This window comes from Marinobacter denitrificans, from assembly GCF_008795955.1.
GTDB classification, from domain to species: Bacteria; Pseudomonadota; Gammaproteobacteria; order Pseudomonadales; family Oleiphilaceae; genus Marinobacter; species Marinobacter denitrificans.
Genome location: NZ_VMHN01000007.1, coordinates 1 through 26,907, shown reverse-complemented (window position 1 = coordinate 26,907; position 26,907 = coordinate 1). Strand labels below are relative to the sequence as shown.

Annotated in this window: 23 protein-coding genes and 1 rRNA gene; 12 read left to right on the top strand and 12 right to left on the bottom strand. The window is 57.7% G+C overall.

The genetic code is table 11. The features are described from left to right. Positions 1-2: 2 nt before the first annotated feature. The gene (dnaE, locus tag FO268_RS16960; RefSeq protein WP_150994430.1) at positions 3-3,485 is read right to left on the bottom strand and encodes a DNA polymerase III subunit alpha; all 3,483 of its coding nucleotides are present in this window, start codon (positions 3,483-3,485) and stop codon (positions 3-5) included. Positions 3,486-3,529: 44 nt separating this feature from the next. After that, positions 3,530-4,009 carry a TlpA family protein disulfide reductase gene (locus tag FO268_RS16955; protein ID WP_225316814.1) on the bottom strand — a complete coding sequence of 160 codons (480 nt, stop codon included), beginning with the start codon at positions 4,007-4,009 and terminating at the stop codon, positions 3,530-3,532. Between the two features lie 72 nt (positions 4,010-4,081). On the opposite strand from FO268_RS16955, the gene arsC reads away from it, so the two are divergent. Genes arsC through FO268_RS16935 form a run of 4 tightly spaced genes read left to right on the top strand, consistent with a single transcriptional unit; the run spans position 4,082 to position 7,269 of the window. After that, a complete protein-coding gene (gene arsC, locus FO268_RS16950; RefSeq protein WP_150994428.1) occupies positions 4,082-4,435 on the top strand; it encodes an arsenate reductase (glutaredoxin) in 354 nt (117 codons plus the stop codon). A 13-nt stretch (positions 4,436-4,448) separates the two neighbouring features. Continuing rightward, positions 4,449-5,054: an NAD(P)H:quinone oxidoreductase gene (gene wrbA, locus FO268_RS16945; RefSeq protein WP_150994427.1), complete on the top strand. Its 606-nt coding sequence runs from the start codon at positions 4,449-4,451 to the stop codon at positions 5,052-5,054. 29 nt (positions 5,055-5,083) lie between these two features. Further along, a complete protein-coding gene (locus FO268_RS16940; RefSeq protein ID WP_150994426.1) occupies positions 5,084-5,452 on the top strand; it encodes a DUF2069 domain-containing protein in 369 nt (122 codons plus the stop codon). 14 nt (positions 5,453-5,466) lie between these two features. Continuing rightward, positions 5,467-7,269: a GspE/PulE family protein gene (locus tag FO268_RS16935; protein ID WP_150994425.1), complete on the top strand. Its 1,803-nt coding sequence runs from the start codon at positions 5,467-5,469 to the stop codon at positions 7,267-7,269. A 13-nt stretch (positions 7,270-7,282) separates the two neighbouring features. Here the strand turns inward: FO268_RS16935 and FO268_RS16930 are convergent, their stop codons facing one another. The 9 genes from FO268_RS16930 to smrA form a co-directional block, all read right to left on the bottom strand. Next, positions 7,283-8,332: a DUF3080 family protein gene (locus FO268_RS16930; RefSeq protein WP_225316812.1), complete on the bottom strand. Its 1,050-nt coding sequence runs from the start codon at positions 8,330-8,332 to the stop codon at positions 7,283-7,285. 50 nt (positions 8,333-8,382) lie between these two features. After that, entirely contained in the window at positions 8,383-9,075 is a 693-nt protein-coding gene (mtnC, locus tag FO268_RS16925) for an acireductone synthase (RefSeq protein ID WP_150994424.1), read from the bottom strand. Next, the gene (locus FO268_RS16920) at positions 9,072-9,632 is read right to left on the bottom strand and encodes a 1,2-dihydroxy-3-keto-5-methylthiopentene dioxygenase (RefSeq protein WP_150994423.1); all 561 of its coding nucleotides are present in this window, start codon (positions 9,630-9,632) and stop codon (positions 9,072-9,074) included. Before FO268_RS16920 ends, mtnC begins: the two co-directional genes overlap by 4 nt. Beyond that, complete coding sequence (locus FO268_RS16915; RefSeq protein ID WP_150994422.1) at positions 9,629-10,255, bottom strand: methylthioribulose 1-phosphate dehydratase; 627 nt, start codon at positions 10,253-10,255, stop codon at positions 9,629-9,631. The genes FO268_RS16920 and FO268_RS16915 overlap by 4 nt, the downstream gene beginning before the upstream one ends. Positions 10,256-10,302: 47 nt before the next feature. Next, entirely contained in the window at positions 10,303-11,274 is a 972-nt protein-coding gene (locus FO268_RS16910) for an XdhC family protein (protein WP_150994421.1), read from the bottom strand. A 7-nt stretch (positions 11,275-11,281) separates the two neighbouring features. After that, the gene (locus FO268_RS16905) at positions 11,282-13,486 is read right to left on the bottom strand and encodes a xanthine dehydrogenase family protein molybdopterin-binding subunit (RefSeq protein WP_150994420.1); all 2,205 of its coding nucleotides are present in this window, start codon (positions 13,484-13,486) and stop codon (positions 11,282-11,284) included. A gap of 1 nt (position 13,487) precedes the next feature. Next, entirely contained in the window at positions 13,488-13,973 is a 486-nt protein-coding gene (locus FO268_RS16900; RefSeq protein ID WP_150994419.1) for a (2Fe-2S)-binding protein, read from the bottom strand. 71 nt (positions 13,974-14,044) lie between these two features. Then, on the bottom strand, positions 14,045-14,236 hold the full coding sequence (locus tag FO268_RS16895; protein ID WP_150994418.1) for a hypothetical protein: 192 nt from the start codon (positions 14,234-14,236) through the stop codon (positions 14,045-14,047). A gap of 42 nt (positions 14,237-14,278) precedes the next feature. Continuing rightward, the gene (smrA, locus tag FO268_RS16890; RefSeq protein WP_150994417.1) at positions 14,279-14,857 is read right to left on the bottom strand and encodes a DNA endonuclease SmrA; all 579 of its coding nucleotides are present in this window, start codon (positions 14,855-14,857) and stop codon (positions 14,279-14,281) included. Positions 14,858-15,040: 183 nt separating this feature from the next. Here smrA and FO268_RS16885 point away from each other — a divergent pair, with 183 nt between their 5' ends. From FO268_RS16885 to FO268_RS16850, 8 genes are all read left to right on the top strand, one after another. Next, complete coding sequence (locus FO268_RS16885; RefSeq protein WP_150994416.1) at positions 15,041-16,957, top strand: putative nucleotidyltransferase substrate binding domain-containing protein; 1,917 nt, start codon at positions 15,041-15,043, stop codon at positions 16,955-16,957. Between the two features lie 17 nt (positions 16,958-16,974). After that, positions 16,975-17,685: a 3'-5' exonuclease gene (locus FO268_RS16880; protein ID WP_150994415.1), complete on the top strand. Its 711-nt coding sequence runs from the start codon at positions 16,975-16,977 to the stop codon at positions 17,683-17,685. Positions 17,686-17,894: 209 nt separating this feature from the next. Next, a complete protein-coding gene (locus FO268_RS16875) occupies positions 17,895-18,158 on the top strand; it encodes a DUF4212 domain-containing protein (protein ID WP_007154785.1) in 264 nt (87 codons plus the stop codon). Positions 18,159-18,164: 6 nt separating this feature from the next. Beyond that, positions 18,165-19,934, top strand: a complete 1,770-nt coding sequence (locus FO268_RS16870) for a sodium:solute symporter family protein (protein WP_150994414.1) — start codon at positions 18,165-18,167, stop codon at positions 19,932-19,934. A gap of 97 nt (positions 19,935-20,031) precedes the next feature. Further along, positions 20,032-20,538: a hypothetical protein gene (locus FO268_RS16865; protein WP_150994413.1), complete on the top strand. Its 507-nt coding sequence runs from the start codon at positions 20,032-20,034 to the stop codon at positions 20,536-20,538. A 52-nt stretch (positions 20,539-20,590) separates the two neighbouring features. Continuing rightward, positions 20,591-24,109 (top strand): hybrid sensor histidine kinase/response regulator, encoded by a 3,519-nt coding sequence (locus tag FO268_RS16860; RefSeq protein ID WP_150994412.1) that lies wholly within the window; start codon positions 20,591-20,593, stop codon positions 24,107-24,109. Continuing rightward, on the top strand, positions 24,106-25,749 hold the full coding sequence (locus FO268_RS16855; protein ID WP_150994411.1) for a tetratricopeptide repeat-containing response regulator: 1,644 nt from the start codon (positions 24,106-24,108) through the stop codon (positions 25,747-25,749). Before FO268_RS16860 ends, FO268_RS16855 begins: the two co-directional genes overlap by 4 nt. Further along, entirely contained in the window at positions 25,746-26,462 is a 717-nt protein-coding gene (locus FO268_RS16850) for a sensor histidine kinase (protein WP_150994410.1), read from the top strand. Before FO268_RS16855 ends, FO268_RS16850 begins: the two co-directional genes overlap by 4 nt. 252 nt (positions 26,463-26,714) lie before the next feature. Here FO268_RS16850 and rrf read toward each other — a convergent pair. Continuing rightward, positions 26,715-26,830, bottom strand: a 5S ribosomal RNA gene (gene rrf / locus FO268_RS16845). Between the last annotated feature and the right edge of the window lie 77 nt (positions 26,831-26,907).

Sequence of the window (26,907 nt, the reverse complement as noted above, 5' to 3'; positions counted from 1 at the left end):
TATCAATCATAGACCAGTTCTACCGACTGGTCGCCCACCAGATATTTCAGCTCCAGCAAAAGGTCGTCATCCGGCTGAACGCGCCAGGAGTCACCCAGTTCGATACGGGTACTGGCATTATCACTGCTGTATTCGATCCACACCGGGCTGCCTTCACAGCGGAAGGGCCGCAAGGTGGAGTCCAGTTTGTCGAGCAGGCCGTTCTGCAGCTGGTCGGAGTGGATAGCCAGCTTGAGCCCGCGACTGAACTGTTGCCGCGCCGTGCCCACGTCCATCACCGAGTTCACCCGCATTTTCATCTGGCCGGAGTAATCATCGTGGCTGACCTGCCCCTCAACCACAATCACCTGGTCTGACTGCAGCAACTCCCGGTTTTCGAAAAATGCTTCAGAGAACAGGGTTGCCTCTATGCGGGCACTGCGATCGTCCAGAGTGATAAAGGCCATGGTGGAGCCCGTACGGGTTTTCATTGAGCGTTGAGCCACTACCAGGCCAGCAACGCGTTGGGGCTGCCGCGCAGGCTTGAGGTCGGCAATTGAAGAGCGCACAAACCGTCGAACCTCTTTTTCGTATTCATCGAAGGGGTGGCCGGTCAGGTAAATCCCGAGGGTATCCTTCTCCCCTTTCAGGCGCTGTTTCTTTGGCCATTCCCGTACATCTGCCACATCAGAATATGGGTCGCCATCCTCACCGCCCATGAGCATTTCGCCGAACATATCCGTCATACCTGCGGATTCGTTGCGGGACTGTTGGCCGGCCTGTTGAATGGCCTTATCAATGCTTGCCATCAGCTGTGCACGCCCGGCGCCCAGCTTGTCCATGGCACCAGAACGAATCAGCGCCTCCATGGCCCGCTTGTTCACTTTCTTCAGGTCCACGCGGCGGCAGAAATCAAATATGTCCTGGTAGGGCTCACCATCTGCGCGCCCGGCCTGGATGCTGCCAATCGGGCCCTCGCCCAGGCCCTTGATGGCGCCCAGGCCGTAAATAATGGCGCCATCCTCGTTCACCGTGAAGGTGTATTCAGAGCGGCTGACATCGGGCACCAGAAGTTCCAGCCCCATGCTCCGGCATTCTTCAACCAGCGTGACCACCTTGTCGGTGTTCTGCATGTCCGCGGTAAGCACCGCCGCCATGAACTCAGCAGGATAATGAGCCTTTAGCCAGAGCGTCTGGTAGGAAACCAGGGCATAGGCAGCGGAGTGGGATTTGTTGAAACCGTAGCCGGCGAACTTTTCTACGAGGTCAAAGATGTTTTCCGCCAGCGTCTTGTCGATGCCATTTTTTTCGCACCCGTCCAGGAAAAACTGTTTCTGCTTGGCCATCTCCTCGGGCTTTTTCTTGCCCATGGCCCGACGCAGCATGTCGGCGTTACCAAGGGTATAGCCCGCCATGACCTGGGCAATCTGCATGACCTGCTCCTGGTAAAGGATAACCCCGTAGGTGGGCTCAAGAACCGGCTTCAGGCCATCGTATTGATAGTCCGGGTGCGGAAACGACATGGGCTGGCGACCATGTTTACGATCGATAAAGTCGTCTACCATGCCTGACTGCAACGGCCCGGGCCGGAACAGAGCCACCAATGCGATCATGTCTTCCAGAGAATCCGGCTGCAGGCGGCGGATCAGATCTTTCATGCCCCGGGATTCCAGCTGGAACACCGCGGTGGTTTCAGCTTTCTTCAGCATGTCAAAGGACGGCACATCGTCCAGCGGGATCTCGTTGATATCCAGAGGTGGCAGCCCGCGCTTTTCCCGACGCGGATTGATCATCTTCAGGGCCCAGTCGATGATGGTAAGGGTCCGCAACCCCAGGAAGTCGAACTTCACCAGGCCGGCGTCCTCTACGTCACCCTTGTCGAACTGGGTCACCAGGCTGCCGCCCTCGTCGTCGCAGTACAGGGGCGAAAAGTCGGTGATCTTGGTGGGCGCGATAACCACACCACCTGCGTGCTTACCGGCATTACGGCAGACACCCTCCAGCTTGAGCGCCATCTCCCAGATTTCCTGGGCTTCCTCGTCGTTCTCGAGAAACTCTACCAGCTGCGGCTCCTGCTCCAGCGCCTTTTCCAGGGTCATGCCCGGCTCAAAGGGAATCATCTTGGACAGCTTGTCCGCCAGCCCGTAGGACTTCCCCTGAACCCGGGCCACATCGCGAACCACCGCCTTGGCCGCCATGGTACCGAAGGTGATAATCTGCGAGACCGCTTCCCGGCCGTATTTCTCCGCCACATAGGCGATCACCCGGTCACGGCCCTCCATACAGAAGTCGACGTCGAAGTCGGGCATGGAGACCCGTTCCGGGTTCAGGAAGCGCTCGAACAGCAGGTCGTACTCAAGAGGGTCGAGATCGGTAATCAACTGGGCGTAGGCCACCAGGGAGCCGGCACCGGAACCCCGGCCCGGGCCCACCGGCACGCCGTTATTCTTGGCCCATTTGATGAAGTCCATAACGATCAGGAAGTAACCCGGGAAGCCCATCTGTGTGATGATATCGAGCTCGAAGTTCAGCCGTGTGTAATAGGCTTCACGCTTCGTGTCGTACTCCGGGTCGTCCTTGCTCAGGGTCTTTGCCAGCCGCTCTTCCAGGCCCTCTTCCGAGACCTTGCGGAAGTACTCATCGATGGTCATGCCATCAGGGATGGGATAGTTCGGCAGAAAATACTCGCCCATTCGTACCTGAACCGAACAGCGTCGGGCGATCTCCACAGTATTTTCCACTGCCTCGGGAATGTCCGAAAACAGCTCTATCATTTCTTCCGCACTGCGTAGGTACTGCTGGTCACTGAAGCGGCGGTCCCGACGGGGGTCATCAAGGGTACGACTTTCACCGATGCAGACCCGCGCCTCGTGGGCCTCAAAGTCTTCCGCGTGGAGGAAGTGAACGTCGTTGGTGGCCACTACCGGGCAGGAAAGAGTTTCCGCCAGCTCCACGTTCAGATGCAGGCAGTCTTCGTCACCGGGTCTTCCGGTACGCTGCAGTTCCAGGTAATACGACTCGGGGTAAAGCTTCATCCAGTATTCGGCACGCTGCCGGGCAAGATCCAGCTTGCCGGCCATCAACGCCTTGCCAACATCACCCATCCGCGCGCCTGACAGTGCAATAAGCCCTGCTGACCGGCTTTCGAGCCACTTGCGCTGAATAATGGGCTTGCCGAAGCGCTGACCCTCGGTGTAGCCCTGAGAGACTATTTCGGTAAGATTCAGGTAACCATCTTTATCCCGCGCCAGCAGGGTCAGCCGGAAAGGGTTGTCGGGCTCTTCCGGGTTTTCTATCCAGAGATCCGCACCAATGACGGGTTTTACCCCGGCTCCCATGGCGGCTTTGTAGAACCGCACCAGGGAACACATGTTGGACTGCTCGGTCAGGCCAACCGCTGGCATACCCAGCTCGGCCACCCGACTGATCAGCGGCTTCACCCGCACCAGCCCATCTACCATGGAATATTCGGAGTGCACGCGGAGGTGGACAAAAGTCTGTGACATAGCGCCGGGGTATTCCTGCTTGTTGATTCCGGATCGGGGCGGGTTCAGCGCCCGATCAGTGCTTTGATGTCTTCTTCGGTCTGAGGGCCGAATCGGGCTTCCACCAGATCTCCGTCAGGGTCGATAACGAAGGTTGCCGGCAAGGCGACCGGGGTATTCCAGCCAAGCTCAGGGCCAGGGTCCTCGTTCAGCATGCCGTAACTGATGCCCATTTTATTACCCAAGTCGATCAGTTGCTGGCCCCGGATGTCATCGAAGTTCACGCCCAGAACCACAATGGAACTCGACCTGTCGAGGTCGTTCAATTCCGGGATTTCTTCCAGGCAGGGCTTGCACCACTCTGCCCAGTAGTTGACCAGCACCCAGTGGCCGCGCAGAGTTTCCCATTGCAGCACCGTGCCGTCCGGCTTCTCAAAATCCGGGTTCTGGCATCCCGCCAGCATCAACAAGGCAAGTATAATACCGATTCCGCGTGCTCCGCTGGAAGAACGAGCCACGGCAAGGTGCTCGGCAGGGTATTGCACAGGGTGGCCTCCTGTTAGACTACGGCGCTCGTACATACTTGCAGTTTACCTGACCTGGAAAGAGGGAGAACCATGACAGAACCGACCCGAATTTTCCACAACCCACGCTGCTCAAAATCCCGGCAAACCCTTGAACTCCTTCGAGAACAGGGTGTTGAACCAGAAATTATACGCTACCTGGAAACGCCACCGACAGAGCAGATCCTGGAACAGATCCTCCAGGCTCTCGATATCGGCCCCAGGGACCTGATGAGGACCGGGGAAAAGGAATACAGGGAACAAGGTCTGGATGATCCGGAGCTTGATCGGGAGGCCCTGGTCAAAGCCATGGTGGCAACTCCGAAACTGATCGAACGCCCCATCGTTATCAGGGGTAACAAGGTAGCCCTGGGCCGACCGCCCGAGAACGTCCTCAATATTCTTTGAACGGAGACAGGTAATGGCTGCCGAGGCCCCTTACATTCTGGTGCTGTACTACAGCCGCACCGGCCAGACCGCAGAAATGGCCACGCAGATCGCCCGGGGCGTCTCCCGGGTAACGGGCATTGAAGCCAGAATTCGCACCGTCCCGGGCGTATCGCCAGATACAGAAGCTTCGCTGCCGGCGGTCCCGGACACTGGGGCCCCCTACGCCAACAAGGACGACCTGGCGAACTGCGCGGGCCTGGCCATTGGCAGCCCGACCCGCTTCGGAAACATGGCCGCGCCGCTGAAGTACTTTCTCGACAGTACCGGAGACCTCTGGCTGAACGGAGCCCTGACCGGAAAACCTGCCGGTGCCTTTACTTCAACCGGCAGCCTGCACGGCGGACAGGAAAGCACTCTGCTGACCATGATGGTGCCGCTTTTGCATCACGGCATGGTGCTATGCGGGGTGCCCTACTCGGAGAACGCCCTGAACGAGACCTCTTCCGGCGGCACACCCTATGGCCCTTCCCACTGGGCAGGCACCGGAGAGCAGCAGGCGGTGACTGAACATGAGAAAACCATCTGCCAGACATTCGGTGAACGTCTCGCCCGGATCGCCGTAAAACTTATTGAGTGATCGACCACCCCTCAACAACGGAACCCTGAATGCTTCACAACCCGAAAGCACGCATCACAGCCCGACTGACCATTGCGCTTTATCTTGCAACCCTGGTGACTCTGGTAGTAACTACGTTTTATCCGGTTCAAACCGAGGGTGTCTCGGTAACCCTGATGCTCAGCATCAAACTCCTCCCACTTCTGGCCTTTGTGGTGCCAGTATTCCGAGGCCATAACCGGGGGTATATCTGGCTTAGCTTTGTGGTTATTTTCTACTTCACCCGTTACGTGGTCTCTGCCTGGCTCAGCGAGGGGGCAATCGCCCCCATCATACTGACGGTGCTCACATTCCTGCTGTTTACAGTAGCCATGGTCCACCTTAAGGTGAATCGTTCACAGCCGGTTTCAGAAACCTGACAGGAAACACCCCCATGGCCGACAGTACCCATCCACCCGCGCCCCATAGAAGCACGCTGACCCTGAGGGATATCTGTACCGCCCTGGTAACCAGTGGCGAGATTTCCCAGGAAGACGCGGAGCGGGTTCTTTCAGCCAACATCAGCGCCTTCACCGGCAGTAGCGGGCCCGCCAGCCAGCGCCACCCGCTGGAACTGGTTGCCAAGTCAGACCTGGAGAGCCAGAAAACCGGGCGCAACCTGGATCTGGAAAAGCTCACGCAGTGGCTGGCCGACTGGGCAGAACAGCCCTACTACCACATTGATCCCCTGAAGATAGATACTCCGGCCATTGCACGGGTGATGTCCTATGCCTTTGCCCAGCGCCACGGCATTCTTGCGGTAGAGATCGGCCAGGATGAAGTTCTGGTCGCAAGCAGCGAACCCTTCAAGAGCGACTGGGAAAGCAACCTGCGCCAGGCCGTTGGCAAGGACATTCGGCGGGTGGTGGCCAACCCCGATGACATTCGCCGATATACAGTCGAGTTTTATCAACTGGCGAGTTCTGTCAGCAAGGCCGGCGGCAACAAATCCGCCAACCCCGCCGGTGCCCAGAACTTCGAGCAACTGCTGGATCTGGGCGCCAGCGAAAACCCCGATGCCAACGACCAGCACGTGGTCAAGATCGTCGACTGGCTGCTGCAATACGCCTTTGATCAGCGTGCGTCCGACATCCACATAGAGCCACGGCGAAACGTTACCCAGGTGCGCTTCCGTATTGATGGCGTGCTGCATAACGTGTACGAATTTCCCGATCAGGTCGGGGTGGCGGTCACCAGCCGGCTGAAAATCCTTGGCCGGTTGAACGTGGCGGAAAAACGCCGCCCCCAGGATGGCCGCATCAAAACCCGCAAGCCGGACAACAGTGAAGTAGAGTTGCGCCTCGCCACCATGCCCACCGCGTTCGGCGAGAAAATGGTGATGAGGATCTTCGACCCGGAAGTGCTGCTAAAATCCTACGAACAACTGGGCTTTTCAAAGGAAGACCGGGAGCGTTGGCAGGGTATTACCGATCGCCCCCATGGCATTGTGCTGGTCACCGGCCCCACCGGTTCCGGCAAGACCACCACCCTGTATTCCACCCTCAAACAGCTGGCAACTCCCGAGGTGAATATCTGTACCATCGAGGATCCGATCGAGATGGTAGAGCCGGCCTTCAACCAGATGCAGGTGCAGACCAATATTGAGCTGACCTTTGCTTCAGGCGTGAGAGCCCTGTTGCGACAGGACCCGGACATCATCATGATTGGCGAGATCCGTGACCTGGAGACCGCCGAAATGGCCGTACAGGCCGCGCTGACCGGTCACCTGGTGCTGTCGACACTGCACACCAACGACGCCCCCAGCGCCATTACCCGATTGATGGAGCTCGGCATTCCCCCGTATCTGATTCGTGCCACCGTACTGGGCGTGATGGCCCAGCGCCTGACCAGAACACTTTGCCCCCACTGCAAGGAACCGGGGCCGGTGGACGAGCAGGCCTGGCAAAGCCTGACAAGGCCCTGGAAGGCAACCGCCCCGAAGCAAGTCTATCACCCGGTTGGCTGCCTGGAATGCCGCAACACCGGCTATTATGGCCGCGCGGGGGTGTATGAAATCATGCAGCTCTCCGGCAACCTGATCCGGCAGATCACCGAACAGTGCGAACTGGAGCAACTCAGGGTGGACGCCTACAAGAACGGCATGAAATCCTTGCGACTCAGCGGCGCTCAGAAAGTGTCAGCCGGTTCTACCACGGTCGAGGAAATTCTGCGGGTAACCCCCGAAAGCCAGCGTTGAATCGCTTCGCAGTTCATGACTCCGCGGAAACGCCGCACTGGCCGAGAAGCTGCTGCCAGCGACGATCGTGAGCTTCAACGGCGCCATCCAGTTGCTGCCAGAGGCTTTGTGCAGTATCGCTCGTCAGGTGACGTCGATACCATTCCCGGAAGGCGTCCGGCATGGTATCGGACTGCTGGGTGGCCAGTTTCTCAAGCGGTTCGATCAGTGCTTTGCGGGCCTGTCCGACGCTGGCCAGATAGGCCTCAACGCCGCCGTTATAGCTGCCTTCGTAGGTTTCTCTAAGCGCTGCCGCCGGTTGGCGAGCTCCCTCTTCCGGGCACAGAGGATCGGTTTCAATCCGCTCCACCAGCAGCGCTGTGGCATCGTCAAGCCGCGTGGTCAGCAATCGCACGCTGTTCAGTAGCTGGCCCGCTCGGTGCTCTGCCTGCCAGCGCTGATGCACTTCGCCCACGTAATCCAGTGGCTCGTCAAAGTTACCGGTCAACAGGCCTGCCACTGTCTGATTCAGTTGCCGCACCCCTGCTGCCAGCTCGTCGACAAGAGTCGCCCCGCCCTCCCGGGGATAGTATCCCTGCGAGAGCGTAAACAGTTTTTCAATCTCCTCCACGCCCCAGGTTGCGTTCCATACGGCAACAGCCAGCGTTTCCGACTTGCTCTCGATAGCCCCTTCCAGCTCTTCCTTAACACCCTCACGCTCGGCCTCCGGGAGGCAGTCCTGAGCCGCGCGGATAAAACGGGTTTCATAGCGCAATTGATTCAGCGGCTGCATTACACGACCCATGATGGAATTTCGCTCTCCAACCACGTATTGCAGCTCACAGCCATAGAGAGATAGGAAATCCAGAATCCCCATATCCAGATCAGGCAGGTTCAGTACGCGCTCACGCCGGCGGGGTATTTGTGCCACCGGATCAATCCCGGACAACTCAGGGCTCAGCTCCAGCGCGCCAGCCAGCTCGGCGACATACTCATCCATCCATCCGCGAACGCCGGAGTCCGGCGCGCAGCCAGCAAGGGTGAGGCAAAATAGCGGGGCAATCAGGGTTCGTCTTTCAGGCACAGAACCTCCTGCTCACATGATTTTTGAGAGAAGAAGGCACACAGGGCGGGTCAGCGCTTCAGCAGAAACCGGTCAACGTCGGCAAAATCCCGGGCCACCGGCCGTTCCGTTTCCGGGATATCACCATCGCGGATCAGCCAGACGGTTTGCATGCCGGCGCTTTCAGCGGCTTTCAGCTCCGCCTCGACATCCGAGAGAAACAACACAGTCCGGGGCTCCACACCAAGCTCGTTCAGAATGTTGCCGTAAGACTCCGGCTCTTTCTTGCCCCCAATACGGGTATCGAAGTAGCCGGAAAAGAACGGTGTCAGGTCCCCTGCCTCGCTGAATCCGAATATCAGCTTCTGTGCCTTCACGGAACCGGAGGAGTATACGAACAGGCGAAATCCCCGATCATGCCAGCGCTGAAGGTATTCAGCTGCATCCTCATACACGTGGCCACGAAAGGCGCCCTGCTGGTAGCCCTGCTCCCAGAGCATTCCCTGCAGAGCCTTCAACGGTGTTTCCTTGCGATCTTCGCGAATCCACGTATCCAGCACCTCGACAAGCCCTTCGATGTCATCCCTGGCGACCCCGGAGATCTCTGCAACAGCATCCAGTTGCTCCTGGATTTCAGTAGTGTCGGCCTCGCCTTCCCGCACAAAATCAGCCATGTACTTTGCCGAATAGGGAAACAGTACATCATGGACGAAGGAAATCGAACTGGTGGTGCCTTCGATGTCAGTAAGAATAACGCGGATCATCCCGCCACTCCTGCCAGGCTTTCGTAGCGCGGTAACCGGCCGGCAATGTCTTCACCGGTAAAGTCCGCAACCCAGCCCTCCGGGTTAGTGAACAGGCGGATGCATGTGAATGCGGGCTCCGGCCCCATATCAAACCAATGGCGCGTGCCATCCGGTACGCTGATGAGGTCATTCTTCTGGCACAGAACCGCGTATACCTGATCCCCGAAATGCAGGTAAAAAAGCCCCTGGCCGCGAACGAAGAAGCGTACCTCATCTTCACTGTGCACATGCTCATCCAGAAATTTCTTGCGAAACGCCTCTTTCTGGGGATTGTCCGGGTTCAGGCTGATCACATCCGCGGCCTGAAAGCCACACTCGTCCTTGAGTGCCTGGATCTCTCCTGCGTACGCTTCGAGGATGTCGTCCGGTGAGGCTTCCGCAGGCAGGTCCCGGGTGGGCCATTGCTCGAACCGCACACCGTGTTCTGCCAGAAGGTTGGCAATCTTGCCGGCGTCTTCGGTGACCACACGTGGGGATTCGGGCGCACTCTGGTCAAAAATACTCAAGGTTGTCATCGGCGGACCCTCATGGTTTCAAGCTCACATTCAAACAGAAATTCAAAGGCTTCAACATGGCGCAGGCAGTCTGCCATGGTCCTGCCCCAGGTATAAAGGCCATGCCCGCGAATCAGGTAACCGGGCTGTTCGGGATGTTGCCGGAACCATTCGCCGGTTTGCTGCGCCAGCGCAGGAATGTCCTGGGTGTTGTCGAACACCGGCACAGTCAGGTGCGACTCGTGGGTATCAACGCCCGAAAAAGCCTTCTGCAGTTCGTAGCCCTGCAATGTCAACGGTTCTCCGGCCGGTAGCAGGCGGCTCAGTACTGTTGCCTTTACCGAATGGGTATGCAGCACCGCCCCCACATCGGGGAAGGTCTGATACAGAACCGTGTGCAGTTGTGTTTCAGCAGACGAACGGGCGTTACTCTGAACAGCCTTTCCATCCAGGCCCACCACCATCACATCGCCGGCGACCAGTTGGCCTTTGTGGCGACCAGAGACGGTAACAGCAATGTGTTCATCATCGATTCGCGCCGAATAGTTACTGCTGGTGGCTGGAGACCAACCCTGGCTGTAGAGAAAATGGCCGGCATCGATAATGGCTTGCGCGGCAATGGCGTAGCGGGTTACGTCAAACAAAAGGCACCTCGGAACAGACACGCCGGTTCAGCGCTTGATGGCTTCCATTATAAGGATGGGCGGGCCACCCGCAAATGGTGACGTACGGCGATCAGGTCCGCAACCACGGAAACGGCGATCTCGGCAGGGGTCTTGCTGGGAATGTTGATGCCGATGGGCGCCCTCAGCCTGGCCAGTTGTTCTTCCGCCACTCCCAGCGATGCCAGCCTTTCCCGGCGCTCGGCGGAGGTTCGGGCCGAGCCCATGGCGCCAACGTAAGAAGCGCCGGAGTTCAAAGCCGCCAGCAGCGCCATGTCATCTACCCTGGGGTCATGGGCCAGGGCCAGAACGCCTGCCCAGGGATCATTGAAGGAGCGGCTGACCAGATCATCCGGCAGTGCCTGGACCAGTGGCAGGCCGGCGTGGCTCCAGCCTTCTGAAAAGGTTGGTCGGGGCTCGCAGAGAGTGACGGAAAAATCGGCTGCCCTGGCGAATTCTGCCACGTAGCGAGCCACTTCACCCGCGCCAACCAGTAACAGCCGGAACTCGGGCATCAGCCCGTGTCGCAAAACCTGCTCATCCATTGTGATCCCGGTTTGCCGGGTGTCTGCCAGCTCACACCGGGCGATACCGGATTCGAGGGAAACAATTCGGACAATCGGATTCCGTGCTTTAAGTGCCTCCAACACCGTTTCAACATGGGGCAAGTCCCGTTCGGGCCACAGGGGTTCCACAAGCAGGCGAATGCTGCCACCGCAGGGCAGCCGGAACTGGTCCCGGTCGTGGTCGGAGATGCCATAGTCGATGAACCGGGGAGTTTCCGGCCCGTCCGCAACGCAGCGGTTCAGCAAATCCTCCTCCAGGCAACCACCGGACACCGAACCGGACCAGTCGCCATCGCTACTGACTGCCAGCCAGGATCCCGCGGGCCTGGGAGAAGACCCCCAGGTTTCAGTGATGGTACACAACCACACCCGCTTTCCGGCCAGCAGCCAGCCCCGGACGTCGTTAAAAACGGACTCATGGGCGCCAATGGCCATCCGGTCGTTACACCTGCGCTTTCAGGGGAAGCCTGCGCTGACGCTTGCCAGTCAGGGCAAACAGCGCATTACCCAGCGCCGGAATCACTGGCGGAACACCAGGCTCGCCAACGCCCGTTGGCGCCTCGTCGCTCTCAACAATCTCGACAACCACTTCCGGGCGCTGGTCGTGCCGCATCAACGGGTAATCGTGGAAGTTGCTCTGCTGGACCTGCCCGTCCCTGAAGGTAATATCACCATAAAGTGCCGCTGTCAGGCCGAAAATCACACCACCCTCGATCTGGTCCCGCACAATGTCCGGGTTGACCACCTGACCACAGTCGACCGCGCAGACCACCTTGTGCACCCGGATTTCCCCGGCCTCGACACTGGCTTCGACCACCTGGGCCACGTAAGTGCCGAAACTACGGAACAGGGCGATCCCGCGCGCCCGGCCTTCCGGGGCGGCATCTTCCCATTGGGACAGTCTGACCGCACGGTCCAGTACTTCCAGGTGTCTGGGCTCGTGGTCAATCAGCGAGCGCCTGAACTGATATGGATCTTGCCCTAACTCGTAGGCAAGCTCATCCATAAAGGTTTCGACCGCAAAACCATTATGGGAAAAACCCACTGACCGCCACCAGGAGACCGGCACTCCAGGATCTGTGTGGGTGTGGCGGATATCAAGATTCGGTACCCGGTAGGGATACTCGATGGCGCCTTCGATGGCGGAGTGATCTTTTGGCGTGGCTATTCCTTCGGCCATTAGCCCTACCCGCCCCAGAGTGTTGTAGAGAAACTTTGGGGCCCAGGGATACTGTGCGGGCGCCGCATTGCGCACATACCAGTCCAGTATCTGGGGGCCGACAATCTGGTGGTGCCAGCCGGTAAGCTGACCACCGCTCACACTGGCCTGCATACGATGCAGCATGGCCGGGCGATACAGATCGTGGCGGGTATCTTCCTCCCGCGACCAGATCAGCTTGACCGGCTTGCCCACCTTGAACGCCACGGCCGAAGCTTCCTCAATGTAATCATTGGTCAACCGACGTCCGAAACCGCCGCCCAGGAAGGTAGTATGGATGGTCACATCGTCCGGCGAGAGATCGGTTACCCTGGCGGCCGCAATACGGCCAAGATCCGGTGCCTGGGTTGGTGCCCAGACTTCAATTCCGTTGTTCCGGTACCAGGCGGTGGCATTCATCGGCTCCAGCGTGGCGTGGGCCAGATAGGGCTGCTCGTAACTGGCGTCAACCAGGCGTTCAGCGCTTTCAACCGCATCGCCGTAGGCGCCCTCGCTGCGTTCGCTTTCGCCCGGGTCTTCGTCAGCAGCCTTGTGATAGGAAGAAAATACCTGGTCATTCGACAGACTCAGGGCGTCACTGTTGTCCCATTCAATGGTCAGCGCGTCCTGGGCCTTGCGAGCCCGCCAGTATTTGTCCGCCACTACTGCAACCCCCCGCTCGATTTCGAACACATCCAGCACGCCGGGCATTTTGCGGGTAGCGGAATCATCAAAGGAGCGGACACGGGCGCCATAACGCGGTGGGCGGGAAACCACCGCATAAACCATCCCCTCCAGTTCCACATCAATGCCGTAGATCGGTGCGCCAGTGGATTTGGCTTCGGCATCGAGGCGGCCCCGGTTCTTGCCGATGTATTTCCATTCATTCCGGGGTTTCAGAGCAGGCTCTCCGGGAACCTTCTGCTTCGCCGCCAGCTCCACCAGCTTGCCGTAGGACAGGCTCTGGCTGCCGTCCGGATGCACTACCCGGCCGTCAGCCGCCCGGCACTCTTCCGGGGGGACGTCCCATACGCTGGAAGCAGCGTTGATCAGCATGATGCGGGCAGAGGCCCCGGCTACCCTTAATGGCTGCCAACTGGTCGCTATGCTGGTACTTCCGCCCGTCAGCTGCAGCTTGTAGAGAGGGTTGCGGTACTCCGCGGCCACCGGAGCAAATCTGGGTTGTATAGAGGCGGGAGCCACTTCGAGCTCCTCTGCAATCAGAGTGGTGAGGCCGGTATAGGTACCTTGCCCCATTTCCACCCGGGCGAGGGTGAAATAAACCTTGTCGTCGGTGGTCAGTTCCAGCCAGGCATCGGGCTTCCAGTCGCCACTTTTTTCATCGTAACCGGTCTGTATCCCGGCACAGCCTGGCAATGACAGGGAAAGCACCAGCCCGCCGGAAGCGCCCACCGTCACCTTGAGGAAATCACGTCGGTTGAGGGTCATATCACGCCTCTTCCTGGCTGGAGTGGTCGGCGCGGCTTTCAACCACGGACTCGACTGCGGCAACAATGCGGGAATAAGTACCACAACGGCACAGGTTACCGCTTACCGCCGCGACAATGTCTTCACGGGAAGGAGACCGGTTGTTCTGCAGCAAATGAGCAGCGCTCATGATCTGACCAGACTGGCAGTAACCGCACTGGGGGACCCCGTGCTCTACCCAGGCCCGCTGCAGAGGATGCAAAGCTCCGTCGGCCGCCAGCCCTTCTATAGTAACCACCTCGGCGCCCTCTGCCATTTCCACCGGGGTGGAACAGGAACGCACCGGCTGGCCATTCAAATGCACGGTACAGGCGCCACACAGGCCCATGCCGCAGCCGAACTTGGTGCCCTTGAGCCCGAGTTCATCGCGGACCACCCACAACAGCGGGGTGTCATTTTCAACCTCAAGGGTCCGCTCTCTGCCATTCACAGTCAGGCGCACGGCCATGGATACTCTCCCGTATTCACCGGAGCCACGGCCCCGGCTGAGTTTTTATTGTTTCTTCAGCCGGAACGGCCTTACTTGACGACGTCCTCACCGTCCTTGTCGGTCCAGATCTTTCGTTCGCCGGTTGGCATTTTACCCTCGGAGTCCCAGACTTCACGGTCCGTTGTCGCCTCTTTGACCTTGCCCTCATCATTCCAGATAACACGGTCCTTGCACCCGGCCAATGCCCCTGCCACGAAAAGTACCAACATCAGTTGCTTCACTCTTACCTCCGGACCGATTCTATCGGTTTTGGCTGATTAACCTCAGGCACCGTGAATTTCACGGTTGCGTTGCTTGTCACGGTCGCCCTTGCGAACCATGACGTATACGGCACCGGTACCGCCATGGCGCTTCTGGGCGGAATGAAATGCCAGCACATCCTCCAGCTCCGGCAGCCATTTGGCGATGTAGCTCTTGAGCTGGGCGATGCCATCCGGGTTACGCTCACCCTTGCCGTGCAGGATGATAACGGATCGCAGCCCATAGCGGACACAGTCGCCGATAAAGCCGAACACCTCTCTGCGGGCCTCCTCGACCGTCATTCGGTGCAGGTCCAGGCGTGCTTCAATCGGATACTGCCCCAGCCGTAGTTTGCGGAACACCCCGTGCTGCACACCGGGACGCTGCCAGCACAGCACATCATGCGCTGTCAGTGGTTCCACCATGTCAGCTGTCAGCGGGTTACGGTCTTTCAGCGGCTGGTCCATGGCTGATCGCTGCCGCTCGAGGTGTCCCGGGGTCAGTTCCTTTGGAGATTTCACGTCGGCCTTGTTGGGCTTCCGGATGCGACGGACGTCCTTCATCTCCTCCAGAAAGCTCAGGCGCTCATCTTTCGTCGTCATGTCGATATCATTTTCAGTCGGGTTGGTAGGACTTTACCACCGGCCTCCCCCATCATAAAGAAGCGCCGGCGGCCCCCACCCACCAGGGTGTTAATTATTGACTATCCGACGAAAATCTTAGCGCCTGCAAGCCATCAGTTAGTCTACACTTCAGGCTCATAACAACGACAACGGAGCGCGTTTATGACCGCCGCACCCCAGGACAGCGAACGCCCCCAGAATACCCGCGCCATTATGACTTTTCTGCGTGAGCATTCGCCATTTTCAAACATGGATGACGCGCATCTGGCCCATTTTGCCGAACACGCCTCCCTGCGATTCTACGCTGACGACGATGTCGTGCTTTCGCCGGAAGACGGTCCGGTGAAACGATTCTACATCGTCAAACAGGGGCGTATTCGCGGTGAACGCTCCCGTGACAAGGACGGAGAAACGGAAACAACGTTTGAAATCAGTCAGGGCGAGTGCTTTCCCCTCGCCGCTCTGATCGGTGAACGCCCTACCCGCACCCTACATCGTGCCTCCGGGGACACCTTCTGCCTCAGCATTGAACACGATACGTTTGTCATGCTGTTCTCACAGAGCGACCCTTTCCGGGATTTCTGTCTGCGGGGCGTAAGCAGCCTTCTCGATCAGGTGAACCAGCGAATCCAGAGCGGAGCCATGGCCTCAATCGGTGGCAGCAGCTCGCTGGACACGCCATTGGAACGATACGCCATTCGCAATCCTATTGTGTGCTCACCTGACCTGCCGGTCCGTAAGGCCGTCGCACGCATGCACGAGAACAATGTGGGCAGCATTGTAATAACGGATGACGAGCGACACCCCACAGGTATCTTTACCCTGAGGGACCTGCGCACTATGGTGGCTGAAGAGAAAGGCCCGCTGGACACGCCCATCGGCCAGGTAATGACCAAGAATCCGTGCTGCCTGACCGCCGAGGCCGATGCATTTGAGGCGGCCATGCTTATGGCGGAGCACCATTTCGCGCACATTTGTGTGGTTGATGATGAAAACCGTCTGATCGGCATGGTCTCTGAAAGAGACCTGTTTTCCCTGCAGCGTGTGGACCTCGTGAATCTTGCGCGCACAATCGGCACAGCCAGCCACCTCCGTACTCTGGTCAGCCTGAGAACAAATGTCTCCAGGCTTGTCGACGCCATGCTTGCCCACGGTGCGGATTCTGGCCAGGTGGTAAAGATCATTACCACCCTGAACGATGTCACCGTGCGCCGGGTACTGGAATTGAACATAAAGAAGAACGACCCGGGCATCCCTTTCACCTGGCTGACGTTCGGTAGTGAAGGTCGCCAGGAACAGACCCTGCTGACGGATCAGGACAACGGCATTCTGTTCGAAACGCCAGAGGGAATGACCGAAGACCAGGTGCGCGAGAAGCTGCTGCCCTTTGCCAACACCGTCAACAAGGAACTGGCAGAATGCGGCTTTACGCTGTGCAAGGGAAATATCATGGCGAGCAACCCGAAACTGTGCCTGAGCGGCCGCGAATGGGACGACTGGTTTATTCGGTTTATCGACGCCTCCACGCCGCAGAACCTGGTGTATTCATCCATATTCCTGGATATGCGGGCCGTATTCGGGCCTACCGAACCGCTGGATGCCCTCCTGGACAAGGTTCTCGCGCGCATTCGCAAGAATGCCCTGTTCCAGAAAATGCTGGCGGGCAATGCCATCACCCGCAAACCCCCGCTGACCATGTTCCGCAACTTCCGCTACGCCCCGGATGGCAAGAAACACAATCTTGACCTCAAACGTCAGGGCCTGGCGCCGTTTGTAGAGGCCGTGCGGGTATTTGCCCTTGCCAATGGAGTTGGCGAGGCCAATACGCTGGAACGAATGCGCAAGCTGGCCGACAAAGGCGTCTTCGACCCCAAGGATGCCAATGCCTGGCAGGAGGCCTACAGCCTTATTCAGGCCATTCGCATGCGTGCCCACCAGGAAATGCTGGAACGGGATGAACCCCTGAGCAACTACATCAACCCGGACGACCTCAACCCGCTGGACCGGCGAATTCTTCGGGAATCGTTCCGTCAGGCCCAGCGCTTGCAGCAGAAGCTGGAAGTGACCTATCAACTCTGACCCCCGGGCCGACCGTTATGCTGGAGCAGATCAAAGACTGGATTGAACGGCTCAGGGCCGGCAGCACCGGCGGGCCCGACCGCGAGCACCTGCCAACGCCGAAAACCGCCGGACACCAGCGCCTGTCTGACTGCAGGCTGATTGTACTTGACCTCGAAACCACCGGCCTCAACGCCGCAAAAGACGAGGTTATAGCCATCGGAGCCGTGGCTATCCATAAAAACGCCATAGCCATGGGTGACCAGTTCGACCTCATCCTCCGACGACCAGAACTGGACATCAGTGAGACCGTTCTGATTCATGGTATCGGCCCCGAAGCCCTGACCCGGGGCCATGAGACCGAAGACGCACTGCTACACCTGCTGGAATGGATGAACGGCGACCCGATCCTCGCCTACCATTCCGCCTTTGACCAGAAGTTCCTTGAAAAAGCGCTCAAAAATACCCTGGGGTATACCCAGCCCCACACCTGGATTGACGTGGCCGAGATGCTACCGGCCTTCTTTCCCGATGCGAAAACCGGTGGCCGGGGCCTGGACAACTGGGCCGATTTTTTCGGCCTTGAGGTCAGTGCCCGACACCACGCCGCCGCCGACGCCCTCGCCACTGCGGAATTGACCCTTGCCGTTATCAACCGAGCTCACAAAAACGACGTCGCCACCTTGCAGGACCTCAACGACAAACTAAAGTACTACCGGCGTCTTCAAAACATGCATCGGCCAGGTTAGAAACCCTCAAGCTGTGTCGCGTTTGCGGACATTTTGGTAGGCAAATAACTGAGAATTAGACCTTTTGCCAATATCTATATATCGCTTGACGGGTAAAGTCGGAGAGGACAACAAGTCGGAGAAGAACTATATGAATAATAATTTCTCTACAACAAACACGTCACAGAAAACCCACCCAACCCCCACAACAACAAAACAGGAGTGATCCTATGTCAGGTCATGACTACGATGCTGTGAATTACTGGAAGGCGAACCTTCGCCTGATATTCGGGAGCCTGATCGTCTGGGCCCTGGTATCTTATGGCTTCGCCATACTACTTCGTCCCATGCTCGCCGGAATTCCTATTGGCGGAACCGACCTCGGTTTCTGGTTCGCCCAACAGGGTTCGATTCTTACCTTCATCGCGCTGATTTTTCATTACGCATGGCGTATGAACAAGCTCGATGAAAAATTCGACGTGCATGAGGAGTAAGTTCGAATGGATCAGTTTATAATCAACCTGTTATTCGTAGGCGGTTCATTCGCCCTCTATATCGGCATCGCCATCTGGGCGAAGGCCGGTAGCACAAGTGATTTCTACGTCGCGGGTGGCGGCGTTCATCCAATCACCAACGGTGCGGCGATCGGTGCTGACTGGATGTCCGCAGCATCCTTTATCTCCATGGCGGGCCTGATTGCCGCCGGTGGTTATGCCAACTCAACCTTCCTGATGGGCTGGACCGGCGGTTACGTGCTGCTGGCGATGCTGCTCGCGCCTTACCTGCGTAAGTTTGGCAAGTTCACGGTTCCCGAGTTCATCGGCGATCGTTTCTACAGCAGAAATGCGCGGTTTGTGGCTGTTGCCTGTCTGATTGTAGCGTCAGTGACCTACGTAATCGGCCAGATGGCTGGTGCCGGTGTAGCCTTCTCCCGCTTCCTGGAAGTAGACTCCACCATGGGTCTGATCATCGCAGCGGTGGTAATCTTCATCTACGCGGTACTCGGTGGTATGAAAGGCATCACCTATACCCAGGTGGCCCAGTACTGCGTACTGATCGTTGCGTACACCATTCCTGCGGTGTTCATCTCGCTGCAACTGACTGGCAACGCACTGCCTCCCCTTGGCCTGTTCTCTACCCACGTAGAGTCTGGTGTACCACTGCTGGAGAAGCTGGACCAGATCATTACCGAACTGGGTTTCCGGGACTACACGGCAGACGTGGACAATAAACTGAACATGGTTCTGTTTACCCTGTCACTGATGATCGGTACAGCCGGTCTGCCACACGTTATCATCCGCTTCTTCACCGTTCCCAAGGTTGCCGACGCACGCTGGTCCGCAGGCTGGGCCCTGGTGTTCATCGCCCTGCTGTACCTGACTGCGCCTGCAGTTGCGTCCATGGCTCGACTGAACCTGATGACCACCATCTATCCGGATGGAGTCGAAGGCCAGGCCATTGAATATGATGAGCGGCCACAGTGGATTCAGGAGTGGGAAGTAACCGGCCTGATCCAGTTCGAAGACAAGAACAACGACGGTCGCATCCAGTTCTACAACGATGGTAATGCAGAGTTCGCAGACGAAGCCGAAGCTCGTGGTTGGGAAGGTAACGAATTCACCTACAACAACGATATTCTGGTACTGGCGAACCCCGAGATTGCCAACCTGCCAGGCTGGGTTATCGGCCTGATAGCAGCTGGCGGCCTCGCGGCGGCACTGTCGACGGCAGCGGGTCTGTTGTTGGCAATATCGTCTGCGGTCAGTCACGACCTGATCAAAGGCGGCTTCAAACCCGACATCTCAGAGAAAGGGGAACTGCTGGCCGCACGTATCTCCATGGCCGTTGCCATCGTGCTGGCGACCTACCTTGGCGCCAACCCTCCAGGGTTCGCGGCACAGGTGGTAGCTCTGGCCTTCGGTATCGCTGCAGCCTCACTGTTCCCGGCGCTGATGATGGGTATCTTCTTCAAGCGCATTAACAATGTGGGCGCCATCTCGGGAATGTTGGCTGGCCTGGGTGCTACCCTGGTCTACATCTTCATCTTCCTCGGCTGGTTCTTCATTCCGGGAACCAACAACCTGGCCAACACTCCGGACAACTGGCTGCTGGGCATTTCCCCGCTGTCGTTCGGCGCAGTTGGTGCAATCATCAACTTTGCGGTAGCCTTTGCGGTCTCTCATGCGACCGAAGAGCCGCCCGTTGAGATTCAGGAACTGGTCGAAAGCGTCCGTTACCCACGCGGTTCCGGCAAAGCTACTGACCACTAAGCAACACATCAGCCAACGACAGATGAAAATCTGACAGGCTGAACCTGAACGGGCTTCCTCCTTGGGGAAGCCCGTTTTTTTTCGAGGAAACAATCTTATGTTCTGGACTTTTGTGGCGACAGTATTCTGTGGTCTCGGCGCCGCCGGTATCGCCCTCGGCATACGTGCTATCACCCGAAAAAAGGCGCCCAAGTGGATTATTCCGGTATTTGCCGGCGCGGGTATGCTTGGTTACCTGATATACATGGAGTACACCTGGTTTGAACTCAAGCAAACACAGCTCCCGGAAGAAGCCATCGTGGTCAGTACCGAGGAATATGGCGCGCCCTGGCGACCCTGGGCCTATGTGGTCCCGCAGGTAACGGCATTTACCGTTCTGGATACCAACAGCGTTACCCGGGATAACCCGGAGCAGAATATCGTCCGATTCAGTCTTTACCGCTTCGAACAGTCCTACACCGACGCGGTGTCGCAAAAAATGTATCTGCTAAACTGTGACACTCGTGAACTGGTCCCCCTCAAAAGCGAAACGGGTCTGGATACCAGTGCACTACGAACATTGTCCGACGACGACCAATTGCTGGAGCTTGCCTGCGACCGGTAGTGCCGTGTACCGGGCCTGACGTCTGTTCATCGTATTTTGGGAAAGCCTCTTTATGCTCAGCGGCTGGCTATTAGTCCTCATATCGATCACCTACATCTCGCTGCTGTTTGCCATAGCATGGGCAGGTGACCGACATCCCGGGCTGTATCGCCGGCGCTGGGCACGAACCCATGTCTATGCCCTGTCACTTGCGGTCTATTTCACCTCATGGACCTTCTACGGCGCGGTGGGGCGTGCTACCCAGGAAGGGCTGGGCTTCCTCCCCATCTACCTGGGCCCTTTGCTGGTGTTCGTGTTTGGCGCCCCTCTGCTGCGTCGTATCATCTTCATCAGTAAGCGCAACAACAGTACCTCCATCGCCGACTTCATTGCTTCGCGGTATGGCAAGTCCCAGTCGTTGGCGGCCATGGTTGCCATTTTCGCGCTTATTGGCAGCGTCCCCTATATTGCGCTTCAGTTAAAAGCCATCTCCATGGGCTTTACCGTGCTCTCGGACTCCGGAACAGCCCACACCGAGCTGAGCACAGCCGCCTGGAACGACTCTGCCTGGTACATCACCGTGGTACTGGCGGTGTTTACCGTGCTGTTTGGCACGCGGCACCTGGAGTCCACGGAACACCATCGCGGCATGATCCAGGCCGTTGCCTTCGAATCGCTGATCAAGATCGTTGCCTTCGTGGCGGTCGGGCTGTTTGTTGGTTATGGCCTCTACGGTGGTTTCGGAGATCTTCTGAACAATGTCCGTGAAGCCGGGCTGGTGGGCACCCTGACCACGGATGGCATCGAGGCGCCAGCCTTTATAACGCAGACACTGGTGGCCATGCTGGCCATTATCTGCCTGCCACGGCAGTTTCACGTCATGGTCGTCGAGAACACCGACCACCGGGATTTCGAGACTGCCCGTTGGGCCATGCCCATCTACCTGATCATCGCCAGTGCCTTTGTACTGCCTATTGCAGCGGCCGGACTTCTGTCACCGGAGGTCAGTTCCTCGGACCCGGACATACTGATTCTCAACCTGCCTATTGCTGCCGGCGAACAATGGCTCGCCATACTGGCCTTCCTTGGCGGTGGTTCAGCCGCAGCTGCAATGGTGATTGTCTGTTCTGTGGCCATCGCCACCATGGTCAGCAACGAAATCATCATGCCTGCCCTGCTGAAATTCTTCCGACCGGGCATGAATAAACGCACGGATCTGAGCTATCTGCTGCTCAGTATTCGCCGCGTGGCCATCTTTGTCGTTCTGTTTACTGCCTACGGCTTTTATCGCATGGCCGGGGAAGACTACAGCCTCACGGCATTCGGGCTCCTGTCGTTCGCTGCAGCGGCCCAGTTTGGCCCTGCCCTGGTAGGGGGCATCCTCTGGCGACGAGGCAACCACACGGGCGCGGTGTGGGGGCTGGGCCTCGGCTTCCTTATGTGGTGTTACACACTGTTGCTGCCGGCACTGGCTTCAACCGGCTGGCTAAGCGACACGTTGATCGAACAGGGTATCTGGGGCATTAACTGGACCAGACCGACGGCCCTGTTCGGCTCCGAGCTGGACGAGATCAGCCATGGCATCATCTGGAGCCTTGGCATAAACACCATCACCTACATCGTGTTGTCCATGCTCACCCGTCAACGGGTGCGAGAGAAGATCCAGATTGCCTCGTTCTTCCATGACCCCCAGCCAAAAGCGGAAACGCCCCAGCAACAGAGCTGGCAGGGCGAGATCCTCACCTCCGACCTCCAGGCCATTGCTGACCGCTTCATGGGAGAGGAGCGCGCGGAGGCGATATTCCGCAATTACGAGCGCCGCAATGCCATTCGCCTGCACATTCACCGCCCCGCTTCGTCGCATCTGATGAAGTTTGTCGAGCGCCAGCTGGCCTCGGTCATCGGTGCATCCACGGCCAGGGTCGTCCTTGAGTCAACCCTGACTGGCCGGGACATGCAGATTGAGGATGTAGTCAGCATTGTCGATGAAGCCTCCCAGGCCATGACATTCAGCCGGGAACTTCTGCAATCCGCCATTGAAAACATCAGCCTGGGGGTTTCGGTGGTGAATCACCAGCAACAACTAGTGGTGTGGAACCAGCGCTACCTCGAGCAATTCAACTACCCCTCCGGTTTTGTCCGGGTCGGCAGGCCCGTGGAAGATCTGATGCGCTATAACCTGACCAATGCCAACCTGCCGGCACGACGCATTGACGATATTATTACCGACCGTTGCAATCGCATGCGTGAAGGACTTCCCATGTCCTATGAACGGCAGCGGCCTGACGGCACGGTGCTGCGCATTGATGGCAGCCCGATCCCCGGCGGAGGCTATGTCACCACCTTCCAGGACATCACCGCCATGCGCCGCACCGAGCAGGCGCTCAAGGAAACCAACATCTACCTGGAGCAACGGGTCAAGGAACGCACCCAGGAATTGCAGGTCATCAATGAGCAAATGCTCAAAGCCAAGTCCGTGGCTGAACAGGCGAACCAGAGCAAAACCCGCTTCCTGGCTTCCGCCAGTCACGATCTGCTTCAGCCCTTGAATGCTGCGCGTCTGTTCACGTCAGCCCTTGCCGGCAAAGCCCGGGACCCGGAAATGAGTGAACTGGTGGAGCATATCGACAGCTCCCTCGGTGCGGCCGAAGAAATCATCAGCACCCTGCTGGACATATCCAAACTGGACGCGGGCGCGCTGGAGCCGGATATCGGCGTATTTCCAGTCAATGAGATCATGCGCCACCTGGCCACAGATTTCTCTGCCATTTCCAAGGATCAGGGGCTGGATCTACACGTCGTGCCCAGCAGCGCCTGGGTGCGCTCCGACTCCAAACTGCTTAGGCGGGTGATCCAGAACTTCCTCTCCAATGCCATACGATATACCCCCCGGGGAAAGATCCTGCTGGGCTGTCGCCGCCTGAAGGGCTATATCCGCATTGAAGTCTGGGACACCGGCCCGGGTATCCCGGATGACCAGCTCACTCATATCTTTGAAGAATTTCGCCGCTTCCAGCAGGGCCGGGACAAAAAGGGACTGGGTCTGGGGTTGGCCATCGTTGACCGTATCTGCGGCATGCTCAACCACCCGGTAAATGTCCGCTCCGTACAGGGGCTGGGAAGCGTGTTCAGCGTTACCGTACCGGTCGCCCCACCGGAGCCAAGCGAGCACAATGCCGCTCGGCCCGCACCGGCATCTCGGCGAGTCTCCAGCCTGGGAGGGCTGCACGTGCTGTGTATCGACAACGACCCGGCCATCCTCCATGGCATGAGCGCCCTGCTCGACAACTGGCAGTGTGACGTCACCACTGCCGAAAGCCTCGAGGATGCGCGCTACAAGCTGAACGGCACCGAACCGGACATCATCCTGGCGGATTATCAACTCGATGATAACCGTAATGGTCTCGATGCGATGGACTCATTGAGAGAAGAGGCAACCAATGATATACCTGGCATACTTATTACCGGCTACATGGCTCCGGAAGTAAGGGAAGATGCCATTGCCAGGGGTTATCAGATTCTTTACAAACCTGTTAAACCGGCAGCCCTCCGGGCCGTGGTCAACAAGTTACTCAAACAGAAGCGCCCATGACAGATTCGACAGAGACCGCCATCGGTAATACCTTTGCAAAACTCAGTTATCTGGTTGTCGATGACTTTGAAAATTTTCGCCTTTCCATGAGGCAGATGTTGCGAAGTTGCGGTGCAGACAAAATCGAGCTGCTACCCAATGCCTCCACCGCCATCCAGTACTGCTCCTACAACCATGTGGATGTGGTGCTGTGTGACTACAACCTGGGTGACGGCAAAAACGGCCAGCATATTCTGGAGGAGTTGCGACACAAAAAACTTCTGAAGCGCTCGTCGCTATTCCTGCTGGTAACCGCTGAAACGTCCAAGGAGATGGTCATGGGCGCAAGGGAATACCAGCCTGATGCCTACCTGACCAAACCCATCAACCGGGCCATGCTGGAAAAACGGCTGAGCGGGCTGCTGGCGCAACGGAACGCCCTGCTTCCCATCAATCGGGAAATTGACCGTGAAAATTTTCCGGAAGCCATTTCCTTGTGCTTGCAGACTCTACCTGCAAAACCGCGTTACAAAACCTGGCTGATGAAAACCCTTGCAGACCTTTATTATCGGGTAGGTGATTTCACCCACGCCCTGAAAATTTATGACGATGTGCTGGCCCAACGGGACCTTTCATGGGCCAGGCTCGGACGCGGAAAAATTCTGGTGGCCAACCAGAACTACGATGATGCCGTGACCACCCTGAAGGAACTGGTTTCCAAGCACCCTGATTACATGGAAGCCTATGACCTGCTGGCTGAAGCACTGGAAAAACAAGGGCGCCCCACACAGGCACAGCAGATTCTGGAGAAGGCCGCCGAGCATTCCCCTAACGCACTGTTACGGCACAAACACTTGGCTGAACTGGCGGCTTCCAACCAGGACATATCCACAGCGTCTGACGCATGGCGCCAAACAGTCAGTTTGGGGACCTACTCCATTCACGACAGCTCCGAGCATTACCTGGCGCTGGGCCAGTCACTGTCGGATCTCAGCGAAGGTGATACGTCCGACGAAGGCTCCACCCATGCCGACGAAGCCCTCACCATCCTGCGACGTATGGAGAAACGCTTCGCTGATCAGGAAGATATCAAAGTCCGGAGCCGCATTGTGCAATCCCGGGTTCATGCCGGTCAGGGCAGACTGAACGAAGCCCAGAAGGCCATCGAAAGTGTTGCAGACGAACTGGGCGATCCCGAGCTCATGGATCCGGAAGCAGGCCTGGACTATGCCAAGACATTGTTCAGACTAGGGCAGGATGAAGAAGCGAAAAACCTGCTGACAACCCTGGCCAACCGCTTTCATGACAATCCGGCATTACTGCAGAAAATTGAGAACCTGCTTGATGAACCCGTTGGATTCCGGCAGAAACTGCAGGCCAGGTCCCTGAATCGGGATGGTATCAAGGCGTTTGAAGCTGGAAAGCTTGATGAGGCGGTCGCCACCTTCAGCCAGGCCCTTGAAATAGTCCCCTCCCACGCCTCGCTCAACCTTAATCTGGTTCAGGTGCTGATGAAAAAGTACCAGCAAACCCCGGACGACCGCGATCTGTTGAAACGCTGCGAAAAATACCTCGCCAAACTCTCGGGTCTGCCTGAGCAGCACCGGCAGTATCGTCGCCTGATGTCCTTGCGCAAAAAACTGAAAGGAATGATGTCATGAGCACCAACAACCACGACACCCCTGTCGAATTCCGGGAGGCTCAAAGTATTGATTTCTCGATGGTATTGGCATCAGCTGTTCACGACATGAAGAACTCCCTGGGGATGCTTCTGAACTCTCTGGATGAGTTGCGCCAGGAGCAGGAGCAGTCTATCGGAGAGTCCTCACGCTTCAATACCCTGCAGTACGAAGCTGAGCGAATGCACAATGATCTGGTTCAACTGCTTGGTATCTACCGGCTCGGTGAAAACAACCTGTCGGCGCACATTGAAGAACAATTTGTCCCCGACTTTCTTTCCGAGCATATGGCGCGCCACACACCGCTTCTCGACGGCCTCGGTATCGAATTGACAATAGAGGCTGACGACATTAATGGGTTCTTTGATGAAGACCTGCTGACCGGGGTGCTGAACAACACCATTAACAACGCCATTCGCTACACCAAGACCAAGATCAAGCTGACCGCGTCGGAACAACAGGGTTTTCTGGTCATTGGCGTAGAGGATGATGGGGAGGGTTACCCGGAGAGTATGCAGCACAGTGGGACACCGAGCTTCAAATCTCTGGACTTCAAGAGTGGGAGTACCAGCCTCGGCTTATTCTTTGCGTCGTCTGTTGCGCAGTTGCATAGCGAAGGAGACCGGACCGGGTCTATTCGGCTGCATAATGGGGGCAGTTTAGGGGGTGGGGTGTTTGAGATCTGGCTGCCCTGATCCTTTTCCTTCAGGCAATAAAAAACCCCGGCAGCTGACGCTGTCGGGGTTTTTGGTATTAAGAGCCTGACGATGACCTACTTTGCTCGCGCTGCCGCGCTCGGCCCTTCGGGCCCGCCGTCGCAGGGCTCCGGCGTCCTGCGCTTGCCTGCGGCAAGCTTGTCACATGGAGCCTGTGTAGTGCACAGCAGGGCCTCGATCCAAAATAAAAAAGCCCCAACATCAAAGATGCTGGGGCTGTTTTATTTAGGAGCCTGACGATGACCTACTCTCACATGGGCAGAAGCCACACTACCATCGGCGCTGGTCTGTTTCACTGCTGAGTTCGGGATGGGATCAGGTGGTTCCAGACCGCTATGGTCGTCAGGCAAAACGGTTGATCACTGGGTGGACGAGATAGGACTGTGATGTTGATTTCGTTGCGTTATCCGCAATTGTCTTGGGT

What these genes read in the sequence shown, in the direction of transcription:
- arsC (WP_150994428.1), top strand. Translation starts at nt 4,082, where the DNA reads ATGACAGAACCGACCCGAATTTTCCACAACCCACGCTGCTCAAAATCC.
- FO268_RS16875 (WP_007154785.1), top strand. Translation starts at nt 17,895, where the DNA reads ATGTCAGGTCATGACTACGATGCTGTGAATTACTGGAAGGCGAACCTT.
- FO268_RS16870 (WP_150994414.1), top strand. Translation starts at nt 18,165, where the DNA reads ATGGATCAGTTTATAATCAACCTGTTATTCGTAGGCGGTTCATTCGCC.
- FO268_RS16940 (WP_150994426.1), top strand. Translation starts at nt 5,084, where the DNA reads ATGCTTCACAACCCGAAAGCACGCATCACAGCCCGACTGACCATTGCG.
- FO268_RS16850 (WP_150994410.1), top strand. Translation starts at nt 25,746, where the DNA reads ATGAGCACCAACAACCACGACACCCCTGTCGAATTCCGGGAGGCTCAA.
- FO268_RS16860 (WP_150994412.1), top strand. Translation starts at nt 20,591, where the DNA reads ATGCTCAGCGGCTGGCTATTAGTCCTCATATCGATCACCTACATCTCG.
- FO268_RS16880 (WP_150994415.1), top strand. Translation starts at nt 16,975, where the DNA reads ATGCTGGAGCAGATCAAAGACTGGATTGAACGGCTCAGGGCCGGCAGC.
- FO268_RS16855 (WP_150994411.1), top strand. Translation starts at nt 24,106, where the DNA reads ATGACAGATTCGACAGAGACCGCCATCGGTAATACCTTTGCAAAACTC.
- smrA (WP_150994417.1), bottom strand. Translation starts at nt 14,857, where the DNA reads ATGACGACGAAAGATGAGCGCCTGAGCTTTCTGGAGGAGATGAAGGAC.
- FO268_RS16910 (WP_150994421.1), bottom strand. Translation starts at nt 11,274, where the DNA reads ATGGCCATTGGCGCCCATGAGTCCGTTTTTAACGACGTCCGGGGCTGG.
- FO268_RS16900 (WP_150994419.1), bottom strand. Translation starts at nt 13,973, where the DNA reads ATGGCCGTGCGCCTGACTGTGAATGGCAGAGAGCGGACCCTTGAGGTT.
- FO268_RS16920 (WP_150994423.1), bottom strand. Translation starts at nt 9,632, where the DNA reads ATGACAACCTTGAGTATTTTTGACCAGAGTGCGCCCGAATCCCCACGT.
- FO268_RS16865 (WP_150994413.1), top strand. Translation starts at nt 20,032, where the DNA reads ATGTTCTGGACTTTTGTGGCGACAGTATTCTGTGGTCTCGGCGCCGCC.
- FO268_RS16885 (WP_150994416.1), top strand. Translation starts at nt 15,041, where the DNA reads ATGACCGCCGCACCCCAGGACAGCGAACGCCCCCAGAATACCCGCGCC.
- dnaE (WP_150994430.1), bottom strand. Translation starts at nt 3,485, where the DNA reads ATGTCACAGACTTTTGTCCACCTCCGCGTGCACTCCGAATATTCCATG.
- wrbA (WP_150994427.1), top strand. Translation starts at nt 4,449, where the DNA reads ATGGCTGCCGAGGCCCCTTACATTCTGGTGCTGTACTACAGCCGCACC.
- FO268_RS16905 (WP_150994420.1), bottom strand. Translation starts at nt 13,486, where the DNA reads ATGACCCTCAACCGACGTGATTTCCTCAAGGTGACGGTGGGCGCTTCC.
- mtnC (WP_150994424.1), bottom strand. Translation starts at nt 9,075, where the DNA reads ATGATCCGCGTTATTCTTACTGACATCGAAGGCACCACCAGTTCGATT.
- FO268_RS16935 (WP_150994425.1), top strand. Translation starts at nt 5,467, where the DNA reads ATGGCCGACAGTACCCATCCACCCGCGCCCCATAGAAGCACGCTGACC.